Source organism: Streptococcus sp. 4094, assembly GCF_013277125.1.
Classification (GTDB): domain Bacteria; phylum Bacillota; class Bacilli; order Lactobacillales; family Streptococcaceae; genus Streptococcus.
On record NZ_VMMI01000023.1, the window covers coordinates 23,673 to 44,960 of the forward strand.

The window sequence follows — 21,288 nt, forward strand, 5'->3', positions numbered from 1 at the left end:
GAAAGTTCCTTTCAATTGTTTTTCTTCAGCGACTGAATAATATGATTATCAAGATATATCTGAATAAATGGGCCAGTAAGTCTGACGCGCAGACTTATCGAAGTCATTGGCATACACCACTCTGAACTCATTGGTCTGTTCAAATCCCAACTCAATTCTCCCAACACCTGAGAAGAATGCAGCAATCTTATACTTCTCAGGTCGGTTCGAACTTAGAGGTTTTGTTGTGTAGTGAGTTGCTTTCTAAAATGTTAGTTATATTAGTAGTATTTTGATAATTGTAAATAATTGTATTTTATCTTTTTATTGGATATTAAAATATCTTTTTGGCCCTATGTTTTTACTTACTCCTATGGATTTATCAACAATTTCCTTTTATACAATTAGGTACTTTCATCATCAATGTGTGTTATTGATTATTCTTTTTGGTTTTGCTCTTATCAATGCTTTCACTTGTTCTGATAGATGTATCAATGATTTTCTCTCTTCGTTAATTTCCTCTTCTACAATTTGTATACTTTTATCATCAAGGTTTGATATTACATAGCCTTTTACATCATTAAATTCTTCTTTAGAATGAGCTAATGAATTGCGTTTATCTATCATTTGCATCCAATCATTTAATAATGATGTATTGTGGGTTATATCACGTTTACTAAGATGATTATTTTTAAAATCTCTATAGAGAGATTTATAATTTCTAGAATCTGTTAAGTCAACATTTAATATTTTTTTTAACTCATATTCTATCTCAGCATTTTCACTCATATACTCTCCTCTAAGAGCATTTAGTTCATCCCACTTTGATAAACTAATTTCAATGGCTTTCTGAAATTCATGTTCAATTACTTCATCGCTGGGAGAGGATAAATTGATAATCATAGTATTATTTAATAATCCTAGATTATCTTCCTCGTTAATTTTTGTTATTACTGTCTCCTTTATCTCATCATAATTTTTTGAATAAAGAATAAAAAATTGCTTATATTTTTCTCGACTTCTTACATCGTTTAAAAATTCAATACCATTATCAATACCATTCTCATATTCTTCTCCTAAATTAAAATCGGATATAAAGAAATCGATTCTTTTAGAAGTATCATCCAAAATTTTTCTGGCATCTCCAATACTTTCACATAAATAACAATTATCTCCTAATAATTGATAACCTTTATCTTCTATAGCTTTTTTTACTATTTTTAAATAATCGTGAAAAGCATCTTCCATCTCATCTTCTAACCAAATAATACTAATATCTCTACGCATTTTCTAATTATCACCTAATTCAATTATAAAGCTTGTTTCTTCTGTATTTGAAACCACTTTAATTTCCCATTTAAATTTTTTACAAGTTTGTTTAATTATATACATCCCAACTCCTGTCCCATTCTCTTTAGTAGTAAATCCTAATCTAAAAATATCGTCCTTATTGACTATTTCAGAAGATAATGGCTTGTTAGAAGATATAACTAATTTATTTTCTTCATCAATAAATTTAAATATAATTTTATCTGCTAGTTGATCCATAGCATTTATAATAAAATTATCTAGTATCATACCTAAATCAAAAATATGTACTCTGGAAGTATGAGGATTATTTGAAAAATCAATTATAATCTCTAAATTTTTATAAGACAGACTGTTTAAATAACTCTTTATATAACTTTTGACATTAATGTATTTCCTTCCTTTTACTTCAGAAGTATTTAATTTTAGCACTTGATTTTTTATTGTAAATAATTTTCCAGAAGATTTTTTTAGACTAACAACATACTCGCTCACTCGTTCAAAATCATCTGTCGATTTAAAATCTGCAACAATTTTTTTATTTACTGAATCTATGTTTTTATACACTCCAGTTAATTCATGAGCCAACAAATTTTGTTGCGCAGAATTATTGCTTCCAATTAAAACATCCTTTCTTTTACTTTCCTCCTCTGCTACGTCTCTAGCTATTTCTGCTTCTTTCTGTTTTGTCTCTGCCAATTTTCTAGCTAACTCAGCCTCCTGACATTGCTGTTCTGCAATTTTTTTATTTTCTTCTGCTTGCTTTCTTTTTTCCTCTGCAAGTTGTTCTTTTCTTTCTATTTTCTCCTTCTCTTCTTGTCGAATCTTTTCAACTTCCTTACGCACTACAGTACCAATATTAACACGCTCAATTATCAACTTATTGATAATTGGTTTTAGCAACTCAATCAATAAAGTTATTCTTTCATCATTTCCTGATAATCCTTCACGATTTGAAGTTGAAATATCTTCCAAACAATCATTGTCTAAAATATCAAATGAGATTTCCCCTTCAATATAGTTACTGAAGGCTTGTGTGTTATTTAACTGTGGCATAAAATTTGATACTGCTAATTTATCTCTGACATAAAGTCTTAGCTGATTAGCCTTGTAAACATCATTCCTTATAAATCTATTAGTGGGATCATCTTTTGTATTTTCGGATGCTTCCGTCATATTAATTGTACTATGAATTCCTATCCAACCAGTCAATTCATAATCAAACTCTTTGGTTATTCCATGTATAGTTAAAAAATTTCTCTTTCCTTTCAAATTTATTTTAGTAACGTCTGATGGACTTAATTTCTTTACCTGACGTAACTTATTGGATACTTCCTTTAAATCTGCGTTTATTTTCACTGAGTCATTTAACAATTCGTTTTCAACGATACCATCAGAAGTTTGAAAAAAAGCATACAAATTTTTAAATCCAATTATTTTAGAAACTTTTGAAAATTCTATCTTCTGTTTTGATTTAGTCTTGTAAGCCACTTCGATAACTGCACCAATATTGTTTAACAAATAATAGTTAGCTAAAGTCATCTTCAAAGAATCCAACTTTCCCTCTGCAAATCCAGTCAAATCAACTCCAACTGATTTTATTAAAGTTCCTGATTCGAATGAATCCCAAACACTTTTATTTTCAATAGACACATCATTAATATCAACACGAATTAATTCAGGAATATCACTATCAGATGCGTTTGTGGAGTCTAGCATCCACGCTGTTTCAATTCCTCCTTTTTTAGAAACTATATAATATTTTTTTGACAAAAATAACGTTGCTAATTTTCCTATACCTTTTCTTCCCTTTGTCTTCTCAGATGACTCTTCTTTCGATAAGCGTCTGTTTCTCCCAATCAATGCGTATTTAGTAGATAAATCAACATAGCTCATTCCACTACCATTATCTAAAATTTCTAAGGTTGATTTCGATTTATCAATAGATTCTATATAGAGCTTAACATTTGTTGCACCAGCATCTAAACCATTAGCTATTAATTCAGATATTGCACTCCAGTTATTACTATACATTTGCTTTCCTAACAAGTTTAAAGCAAAATAAGAGAAGTTAAATGGGATACTGTTAGTTTCTATCATAATTAAACGCCTTTATAATTTATTTTCCTCGAAAAATTTCTTTATTCTATTAGCTAAATGAATACTTAAAATTGGAGGAACAGCATTACCAATCTGGGTATTAATTGCTTGTAGACCTCCGACAAACTTATAATTATCTGGAAAAGACTGTATTCTTGCACCTTCCCTTGCAGTCAAAGCTCTATTTTGACTAGGATGAATGCACCGTAAGGAGGATGGAGTTGATAAATTATTTGTTATGGTCGTTGAAGGTCTATCCCACCACAATCTACCGTAAGTATTACTATATCCTGAGGTTAAATAAAGTGCTCTATCTAACAATCCATCTTCTACCATTCTATTTATATCATTCTTACCTTGTCCTTCCTTAAGTGCAGCCATAATTTTCTGCAATCTTTGTCCATGATTACGACTTACATGATTAAATAATTGATCTTGATTACCTCTCATTAAAATTTGATAATCTGTTTGCGGATCTTCCACATATTGGTCCGCTCTGTCATTATTTCCTAAACTAGGTAAATCTCCAATAGCATCTCTTAAATTGAAGGGATTTTCAGAAGTACACTTTTCTGGAAAATTCCATTCAAACTCAATATTTAAATCATTTCTTACACCAATTAAAAAGACGCGTTCTCTATTTTGTGGAACACCATAATCCTTAGCATTAAGTAATTCTGTATAAACGTTATATCCATGAACATTTCCAAAGCTAGATAAATCTTTAAAACTTTCTTTTACATTTCGAATAATTGGGCCATTTTGCTCGTTTTTCATGGTTAGCAAACCATAAACATTTTCAAATACAAACATTTTAGGTTGGATAAATGAAAGTATCCTTCTATATTCACGATACATTTTTGCTCTCTTATCATACTGTCTCTTGCCAACCGTACTAAAGGACTGACAAGGTGGGCCACCAATAACTAAATCAACTCTTTTTGAACTGATTCCTTTGGATTTTAAAAAATGTTCGTCTATATTAGCAATATCTTCCTCAATCATAGTAACTCTAGGATAATTTTGTCTGAAAGCTTCTGCTGCGTCATGATTGAATTCATTTGCAAATCTAATGTTAAAGTCATTTCGGGAAACAAATTTATTATTTTTAATTGTATTCTGAAAGCCAAAAGTCAATCCTCCAGCACCAGAAAATAAATCTACAACTTCTATCATTTCTTACCCTTTTCAAAAAATATTCTCAGTTTCCATTATACCAAAAAACACGGCTCATCACCGTGTTTCTGTGTTTATTTAACGAGTTTCTTCATCTCATCAATACGTGCGACGGTCGCGTCGTATTTCGCTTGGTAGTCAGCTTGTTTGTCGCGTTCTTTTTGGACGACTTCTGGTTTGGCGTTGGCTACGAAGCGTTCGTTAGAGAGCTTCTTACCAACCATATCCAGTTCTTTTTGCCATTTAGCCAGTTCCTTATCGAGACGAGCCAGCTCTTCTTCGACATTGAGAAGATCAGCCAGTGGCAAGTAGATTTCTGCTCCTGTGATGACGCTTGACATAGCTAGTTCAGGCGCAGGAATATTTGAGGCGATCTCCAAGTGTTCTGGATTTGTGAAGCGTTTGATGTAGTTGACATTGCTGTTAAAGAAGGCTTCCAAGTCACTATCGCTGGTCTTAACAAGGATTGTGATTGGCTTGCTTGGAGCTACATTTACCTCCGCACGCGCATTACGAACGGCACGGATCAAGTCTTTGAGGCTTTCGACACCAGTGTGGGCAACAAGGTCTTCAAAGGCTGGGTTAACAGTTGGGTATTCTGCTGTAACGATAGAGCCTTCTGAGATTTGTCCAAAGATTTCCTCTGTCACGAATGGCATGATTGGGTGAAGAAGACGAAGGATCTTGTCCAAAGTATAAAGGAGAACAGAACGTGTGATGACTTTCTCTTCTTCGTTATCGCTATAAAGGACTTCCTTAGTCAACTCAACGTACCAGTCCGCAAACTCGTCCCAGATGAAGTTGTAGAGGATGTGTCCAGCAACACCAAATTCAAACTTGTCAAAGTTTTCAGTGACTTTGCCGATCGTTTCATTGAGGTTGTGGAGAATCCAGCGGTCTGTGACATTTCCAGCTTCCTTGTTAACCACTTTTTCCACATTAGCCGTTGCTTGCTCAAGGGTCAAGCCTTCATTGTTCATGAGGATGTAGCGAGAGATGTTCCAAATTTTGTTAATGAAGTTCCATGAAGCATCCATTTTCTCGTAAGAGAAGCGCACGTCTTGCCCTGGTGCAGAACCGTTTGAAAGGAACCAACGAAGGGCATCGGCACCGTATTTCTCGATAACATCCATTGGGTCAATCCCGTTACCGAGAGATTTAGACATCTTGCGTCCTTGCTCATCACGAATGAGACCGTGGATAAGGACGTTTTGGAATGGCTGACGACCAGTAAATTCCAAGGATTGGAAGATCATACGAGACACCCAGAAGAAGATGATGTCGTAACCTGTAACCAAGGTTGAAGTCGGGAAGTAGCGTTTGAAGTCTGCTGAGTCGACATCAGGCCAGCCCATAGTTGAGAACGGCCAAAGAGCAGAACTGAACCAAGTATCCAAAACGTCTTCGTCCTGAGTCCATCCGTCGCCTTCTGGAGCTTCCTCGCCGACATACATTTCACCCTCGGCATTGTACCAAGCAGGGATTTGGTGCCCCCACCAGAGCTGACGAGAGATAACCCAGTCGTGGACATTTTCCATCCATTGGAGGAAGGTATCGTTGAAACGAGGTGGGTAGAATTCAACTTTGTCCTCTGTGTCTTGGTTGGCAATAGCATTTTTCGCCAATTGGTCCATCTTAACGAACCATTGTGTAGACAAGCGTGGCTCAACCACTACACCAGTACGCTCTGAGTGACCAACACTGTGGACACGTTTTTCGATTTTAACAAGGGCACCGATTTCTTCCAGCTTAGCAACGACTGCCTTACGAGCTTCGAAACGGTCCATGCCTGCAAATTCGAAAGCCAAATCGTTCATGGTTCCGTCGTCGTTCATGACGTTGACTTGTGGTAAGTTATGGCGTTGACCAACCAAGAAGTCATTTGGATCGTGGGCAGGGGTGATTTTCACAACACCTGTACCAAACTCAGGGTCTGCGTGTTCGTCGGCAACGATTGGGATGAGTTTATTAGCGATTGGAAGGATGACATTTTTTCCGATCAAGTCCTTGTAGCGTGGGTCTTCTGGATTGACCGCAACGGCAACGTCCCCAAACATAGTCTCAGGACGAGTTGTGGCAACTTCAAGGGCGCGTGAACCGTCTTCCAGCATGTAGTTCATGTGGTAGAAAGCACCTTCAACGTCCTTGTGGATCACCTCGATATCAGAAAGAGCTGTGCGAGCTGCTGGATCCCAGTTGATGATAAACTCACCACGGTAGATCCAGCCTTTCTTGTAAAGGTCCACGAATACTTTGCGAACCGCTTTTGACAAACCTTCATCAAGAGTGAAACGCTCACGAGAGTAGTCTACTGAGAGCCCCATCTTGCCCCATTGTTCCTTGATAGTAGTGGCATATTCGTCTTTCCATTCCCAGACCTTCGTCAAGAAAGATTCACGACCTAGGTCATAACGTGTAATGCCCTCTCCACGCAAGCGCTCCTCAACCTTAGCCTGAGTGGCAATCCCAGCGTGGTCCATCCCCGGAAGCCAAAGCGTATCAAAGCCTTGCATGCGTTTTTGACGGATGATGATATCTTGCAAAGTCGTATCCCAAGCGTGACCAAGGTGAAGTTTACCTGTAACGTTTGGTGGTGGAATCACGATCGAATAAGGCTTAGCCTTTTGATCGCCTGAAGGCTTGAAAACATCAGCGTCAAGCCATTTTTGGTAACGACCAGCCTCAACCTCGGCTGGATTGTATTTAGGTGAAAGTTCTTTAGACATGTGTTTGTCCTTTCTAGTTAGTAACAAGATTGTAAAATTCTTCTAATAATTTATCGCGGCGTTCTGTTATATTTTTTTCTTCAAAATTTTCTATGTTATCTCGTATATCTTTAATAAGATTTACATTAGAATTCTCGTACATACTTTTCTTATCAGTAGAATTGGTGTGTTCAGTATTCTCTAGTAGAACAAGATTTCCTAAATCATAAACAATGTCACCAAGTTCATTTTGATTTTCTCTATCAACAATGTGCTCAATTGATAAATCATACACATATTTCAAAGCTTTATTTGCAGTGTTTTTACCATCTAACCTAATTCTCTCAGTTTCAAGAGAAACTAGAATATATTTCGCTAAATCTCTCGCTTTTAAATCTTTTGCTCCTTTTATTTTATTACCTTTGTCAAAAACTTTTTTACTTTTCTTTATTAATTCTATGCTAGGAGAAACTGTGTCTAATTGATCTTTTATAAAATTATTTAAAGAGGAAGTGTCTAGCTTCTCTGCATTAAATTTATTTGCCATTTGTTTATAAATAGCTTGAATTTTATTGGTTGTTGAAGGACCTCCCGTAGCTTTTATAGAATTAAGAACATTGTATTTTGTCACCATTGAAATAATTGATTTAAATTGTTTACTTTTTATACGGTTATCATTCATAGCATTAAATAAACTCAAGAATGCCATTCTAAACTGTGAGTATCCTGATGCTTTCAATATCTCCAAATTTTTCTTAATAATAAAGTTATCATCCTGATTAAAATATTTTTTAGTTCCAAAAAGATCATCATCTTCAGATGGATTGCATATAACTCTATAGAATTCTACATACTTTATACAATTATCTAAAAAATTACTATATTCATCTTCAGAAATTTTCTTCGTAAAAGTTTCGAATAATTTAGTTTGAGTTGTGTTAATTCCAAGAGAGTTAAAAAAATAATAGAAATAATCCGAAATATTTTCGTCAAGTTTATAAAGTATATCTGTTATGTGATTCCACTTTCTAGATGTCTCATCATGTTCATCATCTAAAACTTCAAAAATCCGGCTCTTAATTAGATCAATTTCACTTAATCTTAATCCCTTAGAATTGAAATTTTGATAAATTTTATTAACATCTTTTTCATCAACAGAATAAATACAAATAACTGTTGAATTAAGCAATTGTTTCCCTAAATAATCTATGTATTTGATGTAATCCTTAGGATCCCATATAATATCAGGTTCTTTACTATTTAACCCTTCCAAAAGCCTTTCTTGTAATAATTGATCTTTTATGAAATCAAAAGCTTTTCGTAGAGTCTCTTGAGAAGTATTTGTTGTTTCTTCTTTAGAAGCATCATGTGTACCTAGCTTCAGAATATCATAAGGGAGAATCGGATTCAGATTTTTATTAACTAATCTAGTTTTTGTCACTGTCTTTCCATCAGAAAAATGAGGAAAAATTAAATTAGTATTATAACCATGTGAATAAGATTCATCATCTCCTGTATTAACATTATATGATTCTATAATGTCTTTGATACATGCTAAAAATAAAGTCATGGTTGTAAGACGTTGCTGACCATCAATAACCTTATATGGCTTTTCAACACTGGCTTTTGTAACATCTCCAACCAATAAAATTGTTCCAAAAAAATAATCTGTTATTTCTGTTTCAAAAACTACTTTTTTTCCACTTACTGACAATGAGAGGTTCTTTCTTATATCAGAAATAAAATCCCTATATTGCTCTTCTTTCCAAGAAAAGTCCCTCTGAAAATTTGGCACTTCATATATATTTCGTTCAGCGAATACTTGTTCTATTCTTTGATCTTTTGTTCTAAAATTCATAATTCCCTCCTGTTACGTAAATCCTAAAATAGCCCCTGCCATCTACATGACAGGGACGAATGTATTTATCCGCGGTACCACCCAATTTCGGGCAGTTGCCCGCAACTCTCGTCTTTAAAACAAAAAGACACTTTTATTTCAATTTTTCATCCATTAGCAACTAGTTTTGACACATTTGTGGACTTCTCAGCACCGCCACTTTCTGTAAAATGCGGGATTCAAAACACCTCTAATGGCTCTATTGTAGCAAGATTTTGACGGAAATGCAAGGCACAAGAAAAATTACTTGAATTTGATGCCATTTTCTTTCAATTTCTTGATGGTAGCTGGGCCGATTCCTTTCAAGGCAAGGAGTTCTTTTTCAGTCCAGTTTTTGAAATCTGAAGCAGACTTAATTCCTTCATCATAGAAAGTCTTAGCACGATCAAGTGGAAGTCCACCCAAGTTTGCTGCAAAATCTTCTACAGAATTGGCTACTTTTTGAGCTTGCTCTTTGGTAGCTTCCACTGCTTGTTCAACTTTTTTAGAAACAGCCTTACCAGCTTGGCTTGCTGACTGTTCTGCACGTTTCACGACTTTCTTTGTCTCTTCTACAACCTTAGTCACAGTACTTGAAAAAGCGCCTGCACGACGGAGGCTATTTCGTAATTGTTTTTTACGATTGAGTTTCTTTGACATGATAAAATCCTTTCAATAAAAAACCCCTGTTCTGACAAGGATTTAATATAAATATTCTATCAAGATTTTAGTAAAAAATCAAGAATCTATCTCATTTAATAATTCCGCTCACCAAACAATCCCTCTGGTAAATCATGGAATCCCTTACCTGCCTTGAAGTTTTCAAACTTACCAAGCAAGAACTGATAAGCATCCAAGCGGCTTTCGTAGCGAATTATGGCATCTTTGGCACGTTCGTCTTGGTCTTCTTCGTAGACTTTTTGGCTTTCCTTATGCGCCATGTCGTTGATCATAATCTGGGTATTGACCCAAGCTTCAAATTCCTTCATAAATTCTTGTTCGTAACTCATTTTTTCTCCTTATTCTAATCCACGGAAATAGTCCGTGTCAATCTCACGGTAGGGTTGAATATCCTGAACATACTCCAGCACTCCTTGGAATTTTCCCTCTTCATCGTGCACTGCTGCGTAGGTGATGTGGACAAACTTACCTCGCGACTCAGACTTGAACCACATTTCATACTTATCCTTGGTCCCCTCACGAAGCCCCTTCATGATAGTCTTGACCTTGTCCAAATACTTAGGCGGATGGCAGAGTTCAACATTGCGTCCGACTTGGGACGGCGTCCGTTTGAAAATCATCTCATCAGCTGGCGTATTGTCATTGTAATACTGGAAAATATCGTCTTTATTGACAAAGGTAATCTCCATAGGGAGGTGATTGAGGATGAGATTGGCCTGCTCGACCGATAGATAGCCATTCCCAAAAGTCTGCTGACTATGACGGTCCAGCACTGTTTCCTTTTCCTTAGGGGTAAAGGTAATGGTAAACTGGCCTTCTGGCGTATCGATAACTTGCTGAACTTGACCCTCTACCGTATCTAGCTGCACAGGCTCCCCTGCACTCTTTTCCTCAACAAAACTCTGGCGTTCTGGCATCCATTTCTCAGACGGACGGATGATGGCATAACCATAGGCATCGCTCTCCTCCGCAATCTGAAGCCAGTCATCCTGAGTAAAGGACTCAAGGAGAATCATGAGAAGGATGGACTCTTCCTTGAAAATCATACTTTCAAACTCTGTCGCAAAGGCTTCAAAATCTTCTTTCACAGTGGAAATCGGCACTTCAGGTAGTGACTTGGCTGTCGCTAAAGCTGTTTGAAAGAGTTCCCTAATCTGGTCATCCACTCCCCACATAACTTTTGGGGGTGAATCGTGTCCATAGCGCTCCATGATAGGAAAGAAGAGTTCTTCTTTACGTTGGTAATGGATGTCAAATTGCCCCACAAGTCCCATCTGACGCACCAAGCCCTTGCGCATCTCCACCAGCATTTCTTCATCTTCCATAGACTCATAGGTATCTAACAATCTCCGAATGCGAATCAAGGCCGCACGGAGGGCTAGATTTTCTTCTTTGAAAATCCAAACTGGGTGACCTGGGTGCTCGGTATCTGCAACTTCGACATCCTTAACAGCATTTTTAAAAAGATTGGCATGGACATCACAGAGTTCCATGACATCTTCAAAGGTGACACCTGAGTCTGAGTTCATCAGCTCGTGCTCCATGAGGGAAATCTCGATGGCTGAAACACCTGTAAAGGTCGCATCAAAACGCTCCTGAACCGACTCAGGAGAGGCGCCATTATGCAATTCTAATAAAATATCCCGCAGGACATGAATCCGTTCATCTGCCATTAGTCTAATCCAATCACTTCGTAGCCATTTGCTTCCAGCGTGCGGACAATCTTGTCCATAGGAGTTCCTTCCAGCTTAGAACCCTGCTTAAGTGATACTTTGCGACCGACTGTGTTGCGCATCAAGGGATTGGCAAGGGGTTTAAAACCCAACTCCACTAGAATCTCTAAGACTTCTGGATGCTTGTCCACCACTTCTGCAACAGGAATTGACACATCGATGATATTGTCCATAACGACCTCCATTGTATGTTCTAAAATGATTTTACTGCTTATATTATACCATATGGAAAGAGATTAAAAAACTAGCAGTGGAGTTCCTGCTAGTTCTCTGCGACTTGAATTACGGACTAAATAAGTTTAAAGAGCCAATCCAATAGTTTAAATAATAGCTTGTAAAACAGCAATTGGACTGCAAAAGAGATGATCATCCAAAAGAATTTCACAATTCCAATAATCGGTTTAATAAAAAGAATGGCAAGAAGTCCCCAGAAAAATTTCATTCTCTCTCCTCTGGCTTGATGAGCCACCGAGCCGTATCCATTAACTTGTCTGCAATAAAAAGTTTCCCTAGACCGACAACGGCGTGGTCATCTTTCTTTATCGTCTTCATTACTTTTACACCTTGCACGGTCAAAAAGTAATTCCCATAAGTTTTAGCTAGAATTTTTATGAGTCCCATATTACTCTCCTTCGATGATTTCAGCCTCTTTTCGGATTGTTTCAACATCTTCTTGATATTGAACTTCACTATAGTTGACTAGCTTGGATAATTCTTTCTGCAAGCTTTCACCCATCGGTTTCATAGTTGCAAAGGTTAAACCACCTGAAATGATACCTCCCAAGATAGGAATAAATTTCCCCATTCCTTTGGCCAGCCCTCCCTTGGTCAGATTCACACCAAATATTTTTAAGACTTTTTTCAAAATAGGGTACCAAAGCGTCTTTGTTAAAGCTTTATTAGGTACTGTTTTCATTACCTGTTTGGCAATTGTTATACCACCTGCACGTAGCAAGGCAGCGGTTCCATTCACCCCCAACATGACACCTAGATAAAGCAAGAGGGTATTTTGAGCATCTTCGCTCAACTCATCGCGTGAAGCCCAAAGATCCTCATAACCATAAATATAACCTAATTCTTGAGCTAATTTTAAAGAAAAAGCATAAAATTGAGCTACATCCGCTGGTATGGTAATTGCCATGGCAAGTCCACCTGGTAATCCAGCAACAACAGAAGTTCCACTCGCTAATAAAACATTATCCCTAATACAGGCATTAGCCACTCGATCTAAGATTTCTTGAGATAAGAGAGACGTTGGGCCTTGTTCTAATAAGGTAGGAATGTCCTGTGGATCCAATTCTTTGGAAAACTTATCCACTAAAAATTTCGAACGATCAACCTTAACAACAGGTAGTTTCACCACTTGTTGCAATACTTGCATAGCCAACTCTTGTTCAGCCATATACAAACTCCTTTTACTTCTGTAAGTTATATTCTATGATAGCATACTCTTTTAAAGTATTTTCAAATTCCCCTCAAAAATTTTCAAAAAATCCTTAGCAACTTATTTGTTAAAGATTTTTAATAGTCTTTGTAGAGACAGCTAAAATATTCCACTCCTACCTTTACAACATGATATTCTATCTATGAACGATAGTCTATTATTGTTTTACCTAGAATGTCCCTTGAATAGGTACTAGCTATGAACTTTCGAGTTTCATTTTATAAATCCATAATTTCTTTTTTCTTTCGATCAAATTCTTCCTGAGATAGTATCCCTGCGTCTAAAAGAGATTTTAGTTTTGTAAGGGCTTCGATTTGTTCATCTAATGATAAACTTGGTTTCATTGCTTTTTCGTCTAAAGCTTGTGCCATATTCATACCAAAAATCATCCCTGCACCATCACCTAGACCATGTTGCTCCACTCCTGATGCAATTTTTTGTTGTGCTGCAATATTAGAAGCTTTCTGCGATACATCATCATAAGCTTTTAAATTCATCTTATTTGATGAAAATTGTTTAACCAATTCCTTGGATTCTGGTGAGAACTCAATATTAGCAATGGCAACTTTTACAATCTCAAATCCAAAACGTTCTTTCCAAGTTCCTGCATACTGTCCATCATTCGATACTTGGGTTGCAAGAATTGAAGCTTGTGACGGCAATTGTGAAATACGATAAGTTGTGGACAAAGAATTAAGTGCAACAATAAAAGATTGGAGAAACTCTGTCACTATTTGTGATCTAGCTTGAGCACTGTCAAAAGTATAATAAGTCACATTGGCAGGAAGAAAATTTCTGATAAATTGCTTAGCATCTGTAATTTGGATAGAAAATGTTCCAAAAGCACGTACTTCTAAATCTGTCCCATAAAACAAATCATTATACATGACTGGACCGCGAGTTCCAAATTTAATATCACGAATTTCTCTCAAATTAACAAAACAAATCTGTTTTTGCTGATCACTTTGACCACCGAATCCGACACGATTAACAACATTGTCAAACAGTGACTTTTTCAATCCATCACCGTTAAAAACACTGCTCTCACCATTTTGGTATTCATATCCACCTGGTTCTGTAATAATTTCCTCGATACCAGACTGACTAAAGATAAAGGCAGCAGTATTTTCTGGAATAAAAATCTTGGATCCGTTCGAAATAACACCTACAGATCCCTTCGTATTGACACCCCTACCATTATTACTTTCTTGAATAATACCTGGACTTACAGCTGTATGTTCATCAAAAGCTTGAACTGTGATAATTTCTTTCCATTGATCTGCAAATGTCCCTCCAATAGAATCTGTGATTGCTTTTATCAACCCCATTTAATTGCCCCCTTATAAACTCTGCTCCATATCACAATAGGCACATCTTACTGTTTGCTTCACTTGACCTGACAAAGGTGCTCCACAAAAGCTACACTTGGTTGAAATCTTTTCTGGCTCTGCATCCTTAATCCCAAGCCCTGCTTTAAAAGTGTCAAATGTATCCTTAAATGTTTCTGCTAAAACATCTGCTCCAAACAAGCTACTATCCCCCAAGGTTTCAAAATTACTTGTATCCCCTGAAATCAATTTAATAATGTTTCTAGCCCACTTGTCAGTATCCTTAGTATTATTAAATGCAAAGATAGCTTGTCCGCCATTATAATAAATTTCCAGCCGTTTCACACCATTGGTTTTGGTTACTGAAACTTGAGGTTTCCCTTCAAAAATTTTAATCTGGTTAATGGGTATGGTAACTTGATCTTTTTTTCCTCCCCACAAACCTTTTTTGATATATATTAAGTGTAGATTCGTTAAAATTAATTCATCTGTAGACAAACCATTTTTCCCAAAACTCACATGGTCACTATTCATAACCATATATTCATGTGGCAATAATTGATAATCCATATTGAACCCCACTCTTCCTATTAAAGACTAGCTTTCCACTGCTCCACTTGTTCATGTAGATTATCACGATAATCTTTTAGAGTCTTAATCACTTCTTCTTTCCCTTGAATCGGTGCTTTCTTTAGTGGACCATATTGTTTTTTCAAATCTTCCATTTCTTTTTTAGTGCTATCTTTTAGTTCTTGGATAGCAGCGCTATCTTCTAAAACAGTTCCTTTAAAGGCTTCGTCTGCTTCTGTATAGTAATTATCGATTATTTTCTCATTCATAATCAAGTAATCTTCATAGGTTTTTATAGACTCAATTGTCGCATCGCTAACATCTTGTGGGTTAAAATCGCTTGAACTGAGTTTTTCTTTTGCTTTGGCAAACAACCCTTTCTTTTCAGAACTACTAGATGAAGCTTCTGTTTGATTCTCACTAGAAGAGCTACTTGTCTTTTCAGAAAGAGAACTACAAGCAACTAGGGTAGAGACAGAAAGACATAGCAAAGCTAAACAACAAACTTTTTTTATATTATTCATTGATAGAATCTCCTTTTATTTATGAAATCATCATATCATATTTCCTTTTAAAAAAAAGCATTTTCTGATTAGCTAACATTAAAAAATACAAAATCCCTTTTTTAAAAGAATATTTTTCCATTTCAAATTCCACTTATTTTCTCCACCAAAAAAGAGGGTTCCCCCTCCTTCTTAGTTCTTATCCAGATTGCGTAGCATCTCGTCAATCTTGTTTCCATACTCGATAGATTCGTCTTTGACGAAGGTCAAATCTGGGATTTTGTACAATTTCAAATTGCGACCTAGTTCACGTTTGATGGTACCAGTCGCTTTTTCAAGCCCGATTTGGGCTTTTTGGTTATCCGAAGCAAGGTTACTCAAAATGGTGTAGTAAACCTTGGCTACAGACAAGTCTCCCAGCATCTGAACATCTGTGATGGTCACACCTTGGACACGCGGATCACGGACTTTCTTTTGCAAAATCTCATTGACTTCACGCTTGATTTCCATGCCCACACGATCCGTACGGAAATGATTTGCCATGATATTCCTTTCTCTACTTTGAACCAAAAGCTAGGCCAGCAGACCTAGCTATTTTTATTAGATAGAGGAACTAGAGCCATTTGAATCTAGGAAACAAGCCTTAGATAGAACTGAGGGTTCATCAAGGCGCTGTTGACGACGAGTCAAATCGGCTATCGTTTCTCTATTATCTCTTGATTTCTTCCATGACGTACGCCTCAATCACATCATCAGTCTTGATATCATTGTAGCCATCAATCATCAATCCACCTTCACGACCGTTTGTAACTTCTTTAACGTCGTCTTTGTAGTGTTTCAAGCTTGCGAGTTCGCCATCATAGATAACAACACCATCACGGATAACACGGACTTTAGAGTCACGAGTAACCTTACCGTTGATAACCATGAATCCACCGATGGTTCCCACTTTAGATACCTTAAAGGTTTCACGAATAACTGCTTCACCGATAACTTTTTCTTCAAATTCTGGATCAAGCATCCCCTTCATGGCTTCTTCCATCTCTTCGATAACCTTATAGATAATGCTGTGGAGACGGATTTCCACATCATCAGCTTCTGCCTGTTGACGAGCTTGTGGTGTAGGGCGTACGTTGAAACCAACGATAAAGGCATTTGAAGCTTCCGCAAGGGTCACGTCAGATTCGTTGATAGCACCGACTGCTGAGTGGACGATGGTAACTTTGACACCTTCCACATCAATTTTTTGAAGTGAGGCAGAAAGGGCTTCAACAGAACCTTGTACATCGGCCTTGATAATAACGTTAACAGACTTGAGTTCACCAGCTTTAAGCGTATCAAAGAGGTTTTCAAGGCTGACACGTTGGGTAGCTTGACGTTGTTTCATGAGGGCACGTTTGGCACGTTCTTCACCTGCTGCACGCGCAGATTTTTCATCTTCGTAAACGGCAAAGTGGTCACCCGCCATTGGCGCTTCGTTCAAACCTGTGATTGACACTGGTGTTGATGGTCCAGCAACCTTAACACGACGACCAAGGTCGTTGGTCATAGCACGGACACGACCGAAGGTATTTCCGACAACGATTGGGTCTTGGACATTCAAGGTACCTTGTTGAACAAGAAGGGTTGCGACCGCACCTTTTCCTTTATCCAAGCGAGCTTCGATAACTGTACCGATTGCACGCACTGTTGGGTCTGCTTTGAGTTCTTGGATTTCAGCCACAAGAAGGACTGTTTCCAACAATTCTTCGATGTTTTGGTTGAATTTAGCTGAAATTTCAACAAATTCAGAATCTCCACCCCAAGCAGTTGACATAACTCCATGCTCTGCCAATTCACCGATCACGCGTTCTGGATTGGCACCTGGTTTATCAATCTTGTTAATGGCTACGATGATTGGAACGTTAGCCGCTTTTGAGTGGTTAATGGCTTCGATAGTCTGAGGCATAACCCCGTCATCTGCCGCTACGACCAAGATCGTAATATCGGTAACAGAAGCACCACGCGCACGCATAGATGTAAAGGCCGCGTGTCCCGGTGTGTCAAGGAAGGTAATCTTCTTGCCATTTTCCACGATTTGGTAGGCACCGATATGCTGAGTGATACCACCTGCTTCACCTGTCGCAACACGAGAGTTACGAAGGGTATCTAGGAGTGTTGTTTTACCGTGGTCGACGTGTCCCATGATAGTTACAACTGGTGGACGCTCAACCAATTCATCTTCATTGAGATAACCATCTTCGACAAAGAAACGTTCGATGTCGGCATTATCCACTTCAACCTTTTGTTTGGCTTCAATACCGTAATCCACCATGAGGAGTTCAATTGTTTCCCCATCCAAGGATTGGTTTTGTGTGGCCATGACACCCATCATAAAGAGTTTCTTAACGATTTCAGCTGGTTCACGTTTGATACGTTTTGCGATTTCCGCAACGGTCATACCATCTGTATATTCAAATTCTGTTGGCAATTCATGGAATTTACGCTCTGTAACAGGTTTTGGAGCCTGATTACGGTTGTTCTTGTTATTGCCTTTTTTGTTCTTTTTGTTGTTATTCCAGTTACTATTCTTTTGATTTCTCACTTGATTTTGACTACTTCGATTCTTTTGTTGTTTTCTAGGACCATCTTCTTCATGATCATAATCGTCACGATTTTTGTCTGGTCGAGCTTGTTTTTTACGACGTGTATCCACTGCAGGTTCTTTTTTCTCAGGGACGATTTCAACCACTGCTTGAACTTGCTGTGCTTGTTGCGCTTGTTCAGCTAACTTAGCCGCTTCTTCAAAGATTTCCTCTGGTTCCTTGCGTTTGTTAGCTTGAGCCAAGGCTTCTTTAGCAGCCTGATACTGCTTGAAGCGTTCCTCACTTGAACGTGCGTACTCTGCATTTTGCTCTGCTTTTAGGGCTGCTGCACGGGCTTTAAAATCAATGCGTGGAGCCGCTTGATTTGGACGTTTATCCCCTTGTTGACGGCGATCGTTTCCACGATTTTGCTGACCTTGCTGTTTCTTAGCTTGGTCATTAAAGCGACGATTATCGCGGCTGCCTTGACCTTGTTTTCCACCATTACGGCCGTCGTTTTTCTGACGGTTTCCGTTTTGTTGTTGGTCACGGTTATTGCCCTTATTTTGCTTGCGTCGTTCTGCCTGCTCTTTGGCACGTGCTTCACGCTCAGCCTTGAAATTACGGCTTTGTGGTTTAGCTGCTACTTTTTCTGCCTTCGGAGCGACTGCCTCAGCTGGTTTTGTCTCTTCCTTAGCTACAGCTGGTTTAGCTGACTCAGACTTTTCGGCTTTCTTTTCTGCACTTGCTTTTGGGGCTGCAGGTTTTACCTCTTCCTTAGCTACAACTGGTTTAGCTGGCTCAGATTTTTCGGCTTTCTTTTCTGCACTTGCTTTTGGGGCTGCAGGTTTTGCTTCTGATTTCGGAGCAGCTACAGACTTAAAGCTGGCAGCGATTTTTGCAGCGACAGCTTCTTCCACACTCGATGAGTGGCTTTTCACATCCAAGCCCAACTCTTTTGCACGCGCTACAACTTCTTTGCTTTCTTTTCCAAGCTCTTTTGCGATTTCGTACAATCTTTTCTTAGACAAATCATGTCCTCCTCTTCTATTCCATAAGAGACCTCATTTTCTTTGTAAATCCAGCATCTGTCACAGCCAAAACCTTTCTCGATTTCCCGACTGCTATGCTTAATTCCAGTGTTGAAAACACGGTTACAATTTCCACTTGATAATAATGACTTTTATCTTGAATCTTCTTGGTCAGATTGGGTCCAGCATCATGTGCTAGAAAGACCAACTTAGCCTTGCCGTCTTGAATGGCCTTGACCACCAATTCTTCACCCGATATAATCCGCCCTGCTCTCTGAGCAAGTCCCAAGAGATTGCTTATCTTTTGCTTATTCAAGTCCTAACTCTCTTCTTTTCACTTTGTGATCCACATAAGCGATCAACTCGTCATAAAAGCTTTCTTCCACTTCCATGCTAAAGCTGCGGTTAAAGACTTTCTTCTTTTTCGCCTCTAAGGCTTCTGCATTGTCTAGCTTGATATAAGCGCCGCGGCCATTGGCCTTGCCTGTCGGATCGATAAAGACTTGTCCTTCTTTGTTTTTGACAATGCGGAGCAAATCACGCTTATCAATCACTTCATTGGACACGACAGATTTGCGCAAAGGGATTTTTCTCGTTTTCATCTTTCCCTCCTCTAGCAGCTTTTATTCTTCTACAGTATCGTTTTCTGCTTCCAAATCTACCGAACCAGCTTCTTCCATAGCTTCAAATTCACTAGCAGACTTGATATCGATACGGTAACCAGTCAAGTGAGCTGCCAAGCGCACGTTTTGTCCACGACGACCAATGGCAAGGGAAAGCTTGTTATCAGGAACAACCACCAAGGCACGTTTGCTGTCGTTTTCGTCAAAGATAACTTGGTCAACCTCAGCAGGAGCGATGGCATTGTAGATAAATTCAGCTGGATCTGCTACCCACTCGATAACATCGATATTTTCTTCGATTGGCACCATACGATCATTCTTAGCATCGTAGCGAGCTGGGTGGAATTTGCTAGTGATTTTCTTGATATTCGCTCCACCGCGTCCAACGATTGTACCAATAGCGTCCACGTTTGGATTATGGCTACGAACTGCAACCTTGGTACGGTCACCTGCTTCACGAGCCACGCTCATGATTTCAACAGTTCCATCATAAACTTCTGGAATTTCTTGCTCCATCAAACGTTTGATCATTTCTGGATGGCTACGGCTAACAAAGACGTTGACGCCACGAGGATTGTCTTCAACCTTATAAACATATACTTCGATACGATCGTGGGAAGCAAAAACTTCCCCAGGGATTTGGTCTTGTTTTGACAATTGGGCTTCGATGCTACCAAGATTGACATAGATGAAGCGGTTGTCAAAGCGCTCTACTGTACCAGACATGATTTCTTGCTCATGTTCTTTGTAAGTATTGTAAGTGATGGCACGTGTTTGCTTGCGCATTTTTTCCATGATGGTTTGTTTGGCAGATTGGGCTGCTACTCGACCAAACTCAGCAGGTGCTTCTTCAAACTTGATTTTGTCACCAAGTTCATAGGCTGAATTGATAGCAAGAGCATCTTTCAAGCTGATTTCCAAACGGCTATCAAATACTTCATCAACCACTTCACGGACAGTATAAACTGTAAAGTCACCTGTTTTTTCGTTGAAGTCAATAGCTACGCTGTCTGATTGACCATAGCGTCTGCGATAAGCGGAACGAAGCGACTCTACTACTGCGTCGATGATGTCTTCTTTTTTGATTCCCTTGTCTTCTTCCAAAATGCGGAAGGCCTCTAGCATTTCTTTACTCATGTTTTCTTCACTTTTGAATCCTCAAAAGCTATCCTTTCTTTTTCTATAATTTAACTGCTAAACGTGCTTTTGATACTAAACTGTATGGAATTTGGACAGTTTTCTTACGTGTCTTGTCCATATATTCCATAGTCAACTCATCCTCTTCAAAGGCCAACAAGGTTCCTTCAAAGACCTTTTGCTTATCGATGGCTTGGTAGAGCCCGACATGGATGTATTTCCCAACCGCTCCAGCGACGGCATCTTTGTTTTTCAAAGGACGTTCCAAGCCTGGACTGGTGATTTCTAGGAAATATTGTTCTGGGAAGGGATCTGGCTTGATGGTGTCTAGGACAGGACTGATCATTTCTGTCAAGTCCGCCGTGTCGTTCAAGGTAATTCCTTCAGGTTTATCTACAAAAATACTGAGAATCATGTCACTGCCAATCTTTCCATACTCGATATCCACGAGTTCGAAAGGAGCTTCTATGACAGGTTCTACAACTTCTCTGACTAATTCTACGATTGTTGCGATTGCGTCCACCTCCTCA

Annotated in this window: 21 protein-coding genes and 1 pseudogene; all 22 read right to left on the bottom strand. The window is 38.3% G+C overall.

From position 1 onward, the window contains the following. Positions 1-47: 47 nt before the first annotated feature. Positions 48-186: pseudogene (locus HT721_RS06280) on the bottom strand (DNA cytosine methyltransferase); the annotation flags it as partial. 213 nt (positions 187-399) lie between these two features. After that, positions 400-1,266: a hypothetical protein gene (locus tag HT721_RS06285; protein ID WP_173212707.1), complete on the bottom strand. Its 867-nt coding sequence runs from the start codon at positions 1,264-1,266 to the stop codon at positions 400-402. A 3-nt stretch (positions 1,267-1,269) separates the two neighbouring features. Beyond that, entirely contained in the window at positions 1,270-3,387 is a 2,118-nt protein-coding gene (locus HT721_RS06290) for an ATP-binding protein (protein ID WP_173212709.1), read from the bottom strand. 12 nt (positions 3,388-3,399) lie between these two features. Next, entirely contained in the window at positions 3,400-4,563 is a 1,164-nt protein-coding gene (locus HT721_RS06295) for a DNA cytosine methyltransferase (RefSeq protein ID WP_173212711.1), read from the bottom strand. Positions 4,564-4,637: 74 nt separating this feature from the next. Then, positions 4,638-7,289 carry a valine--tRNA ligase gene (locus HT721_RS06300; RefSeq protein WP_173212714.1) on the bottom strand — a complete coding sequence of 884 codons (2,652 nt, stop codon included), beginning with the start codon at positions 7,287-7,289 and terminating at the stop codon, positions 4,638-4,640. Between the two features lie 13 nt (positions 7,290-7,302). After that, positions 7,303-9,126: a DUF262 domain-containing protein gene (locus tag HT721_RS06305; RefSeq protein WP_050202754.1), complete on the bottom strand. Its 1,824-nt coding sequence runs from the start codon at positions 9,124-9,126 to the stop codon at positions 7,303-7,305. 282 nt (positions 9,127-9,408) lie between these two features. Beyond that, entirely contained in the window at positions 9,409-9,804 is a 396-nt protein-coding gene (locus HT721_RS06310) for a helix-hairpin-helix domain-containing protein (RefSeq protein ID WP_000038635.1), read from the bottom strand. Positions 9,805-9,899: 95 nt separating this feature from the next. Then, positions 9,900-10,154, bottom strand: coding sequence for a DUF1912 family protein (locus HT721_RS06315; RefSeq protein ID WP_000119703.1), 255 nt, complete (start codon positions 10,152-10,154; stop codon positions 9,900-9,902). Between the two features lie 9 nt (positions 10,155-10,163). Further along, positions 10,164-11,498: a DUF438 domain-containing protein gene (locus tag HT721_RS06320; protein ID WP_173212716.1), complete on the bottom strand. Its 1,335-nt coding sequence runs from the start codon at positions 11,496-11,498 to the stop codon at positions 10,164-10,166. Next, positions 11,498-11,731: a DUF1858 domain-containing protein gene (locus HT721_RS06325; protein WP_000368739.1), complete on the bottom strand. Its 234-nt coding sequence runs from the start codon at positions 11,729-11,731 to the stop codon at positions 11,498-11,500. The genes HT721_RS06320 and HT721_RS06325 overlap by 1 nt, the downstream gene beginning before the upstream one ends. A 116-nt stretch (positions 11,732-11,847) precedes the next feature. Further along, positions 11,848-12,000, bottom strand: a complete 153-nt coding sequence (locus tag HT721_RS06330; RefSeq protein ID WP_173212725.1) for a hypothetical protein — start codon at positions 11,998-12,000, stop codon at positions 11,848-11,850. Continuing rightward, positions 11,997-12,179, bottom strand: coding sequence for a hypothetical protein (locus HT721_RS06335; protein WP_049524272.1), 183 nt, complete (start codon positions 12,177-12,179; stop codon positions 11,997-11,999). The genes HT721_RS06330 and HT721_RS06335 overlap by 4 nt, the downstream gene beginning before the upstream one ends. A 1-nt stretch (position 12,180) precedes the next feature. Beyond that, complete coding sequence (locus HT721_RS06340) at positions 12,181-12,960, bottom strand: hypothetical protein (RefSeq protein WP_173212727.1); 780 nt, start codon at positions 12,958-12,960, stop codon at positions 12,181-12,183. 260 nt (positions 12,961-13,220) lie between these two features. Continuing rightward, positions 13,221-14,330: an SPFH domain-containing protein gene (locus HT721_RS06345; RefSeq protein WP_173229321.1), complete on the bottom strand. Its 1,110-nt coding sequence runs from the start codon at positions 14,328-14,330 to the stop codon at positions 13,221-13,223. Positions 14,331-14,342: 12 nt separating this feature from the next. Continuing rightward, positions 14,343-14,900 carry a hypothetical protein gene (locus HT721_RS06350; RefSeq protein WP_000386258.1) on the bottom strand — a complete coding sequence of 186 codons (558 nt, stop codon included), beginning with the start codon at positions 14,898-14,900 and terminating at the stop codon, positions 14,343-14,345. 20 nt (positions 14,901-14,920) lie between these two features. Next, positions 14,921-15,424, bottom strand: a complete 504-nt coding sequence (locus HT721_RS06355; RefSeq protein WP_173229323.1) for a hypothetical protein — start codon at positions 15,422-15,424, stop codon at positions 14,921-14,923. Positions 15,425-15,595: 171 nt separating this feature from the next. Continuing rightward, the gene (rbfA, locus tag HT721_RS06360) at positions 15,596-15,946 is read right to left on the bottom strand and encodes a 30S ribosome-binding factor RbfA (RefSeq protein WP_001273601.1); all 351 of its coding nucleotides are present in this window, start codon (positions 15,944-15,946) and stop codon (positions 15,596-15,598) included. A 166-nt stretch (positions 15,947-16,112) separates the two neighbouring features. Continuing rightward, a complete protein-coding gene (infB, locus tag HT721_RS06365) occupies positions 16,113-18,998 on the bottom strand; it encodes a translation initiation factor IF-2 (RefSeq protein ID WP_173229325.1) in 2,886 nt (961 codons plus the stop codon). Positions 18,999-19,014: 16 nt separating this feature from the next. Further along, complete coding sequence (locus HT721_RS06370) at positions 19,015-19,314, bottom strand: YlxQ-related RNA-binding protein (RefSeq protein WP_001041390.1); 300 nt, start codon at positions 19,312-19,314, stop codon at positions 19,015-19,017. Then, the gene (locus tag HT721_RS06375) at positions 19,307-19,600 is read right to left on the bottom strand and encodes a YlxR family protein (RefSeq protein WP_000857562.1); all 294 of its coding nucleotides are present in this window, start codon (positions 19,598-19,600) and stop codon (positions 19,307-19,309) included. Before HT721_RS06375 ends, HT721_RS06370 begins: the two co-directional genes overlap by 8 nt. Positions 19,601-19,621: 21 nt before the next feature. Next, complete coding sequence (nusA, locus tag HT721_RS06380; protein WP_000032274.1) at positions 19,622-20,758, bottom strand: transcription termination factor NusA; 1,137 nt, start codon at positions 20,756-20,758, stop codon at positions 19,622-19,624. A gap of 43 nt (positions 20,759-20,801) precedes the next feature. Continuing rightward, entirely contained in the window at positions 20,802-21,281 is a 480-nt protein-coding gene (gene rimP, locus HT721_RS06385) for a ribosome maturation factor RimP (RefSeq protein WP_173212737.1), read from the bottom strand. Positions 21,282-21,288: the final 7 nt, after the last annotated feature.

Coding starts and splice junctions, on each gene's coding strand:
- HT721_RS06345 (WP_173229321.1), bottom strand. CDS start 14,330: ATGGGGTTGATAAAAGCAATCACAGATTCTATTGGAGGGACATTTGCA.
- HT721_RS06295 (WP_173212711.1), bottom strand. CDS start 4,563: ATGATAGAAGTTGTAGATTTATTTTCTGGTGCTGGAGGATTGACTTTT.
- HT721_RS06315 (WP_000119703.1), bottom strand. CDS start 10,154: ATGAGTTACGAACAAGAATTTATGAAGGAATTTGAAGCTTGGGTCAAT.
- nusA (WP_000032274.1), bottom strand. CDS start 20,758: ATGAGTAAAGAAATGCTAGAGGCCTTCCGCATTTTGGAAGAAGACAAG.
- HT721_RS06320 (WP_173212716.1), bottom strand. CDS start 11,498: ATGGCAGATGAACGGATTCATGTCCTGCGGGATATTTTATTAGAATTG.
- HT721_RS06300 (WP_173212714.1), bottom strand. CDS start 7,289: ATGTCTAAAGAACTTTCACCTAAATACAATCCAGCCGAGGTTGAGGCT.
- HT721_RS06335 (WP_049524272.1), bottom strand. CDS start 12,179: ATGGGACTCATAAAAATTCTAGCTAAAACTTATGGGAATTACTTTTTG.
- HT721_RS06375 (WP_000857562.1), bottom strand. CDS start 19,600: ATGAAAACGAGAAAAATCCCTTTGCGCAAATCTGTCGTGTCCAATGAA.
- HT721_RS06340 (WP_173212727.1), bottom strand. CDS start 12,960: ATGGCTGAACAAGAGTTGGCTATGCAAGTATTGCAACAAGTGGTGAAA.
- rbfA (WP_001273601.1), bottom strand. CDS start 15,946: ATGGCAAATCATTTCCGTACGGATCGTGTGGGCATGGAAATCAAGCGT.
- HT721_RS06355 (WP_173229323.1), bottom strand. CDS start 15,424: ATGAATAATATAAAAAAAGTTTGTTGTTTAGCTTTGCTATGTCTTTCT.
- HT721_RS06350 (WP_000386258.1), bottom strand. CDS start 14,900: ATGGATTATCAATTATTGCCACATGAATATATGGTTATGAATAGTGAC.
- HT721_RS06305 (WP_050202754.1), bottom strand. CDS start 9,126: ATGAATTTTAGAACAAAAGATCAAAGAATAGAACAAGTATTCGCTGAA.
- HT721_RS06290 (WP_173212709.1), bottom strand. CDS start 3,387: ATGATAGAAACTAACAGTATCCCATTTAACTTCTCTTATTTTGCTTTA.
- HT721_RS06285 (WP_173212707.1), bottom strand. CDS start 1,266: ATGCGTAGAGATATTAGTATTATTTGGTTAGAAGATGAGATGGAAGAT.
- HT721_RS06310 (WP_000038635.1), bottom strand. CDS start 9,804: ATGTCAAAGAAACTCAATCGTAAAAAACAATTACGAAATAGCCTCCGT.
- HT721_RS06325 (WP_000368739.1), bottom strand. CDS start 11,731: ATGGACAATATCATCGATGTGTCAATTCCTGTTGCAGAAGTGGTGGAC.
- HT721_RS06330 (WP_173212725.1), bottom strand. CDS start 12,000: ATGAAATTTTTCTGGGGACTTCTTGCCATTCTTTTTATTAAACCGATT.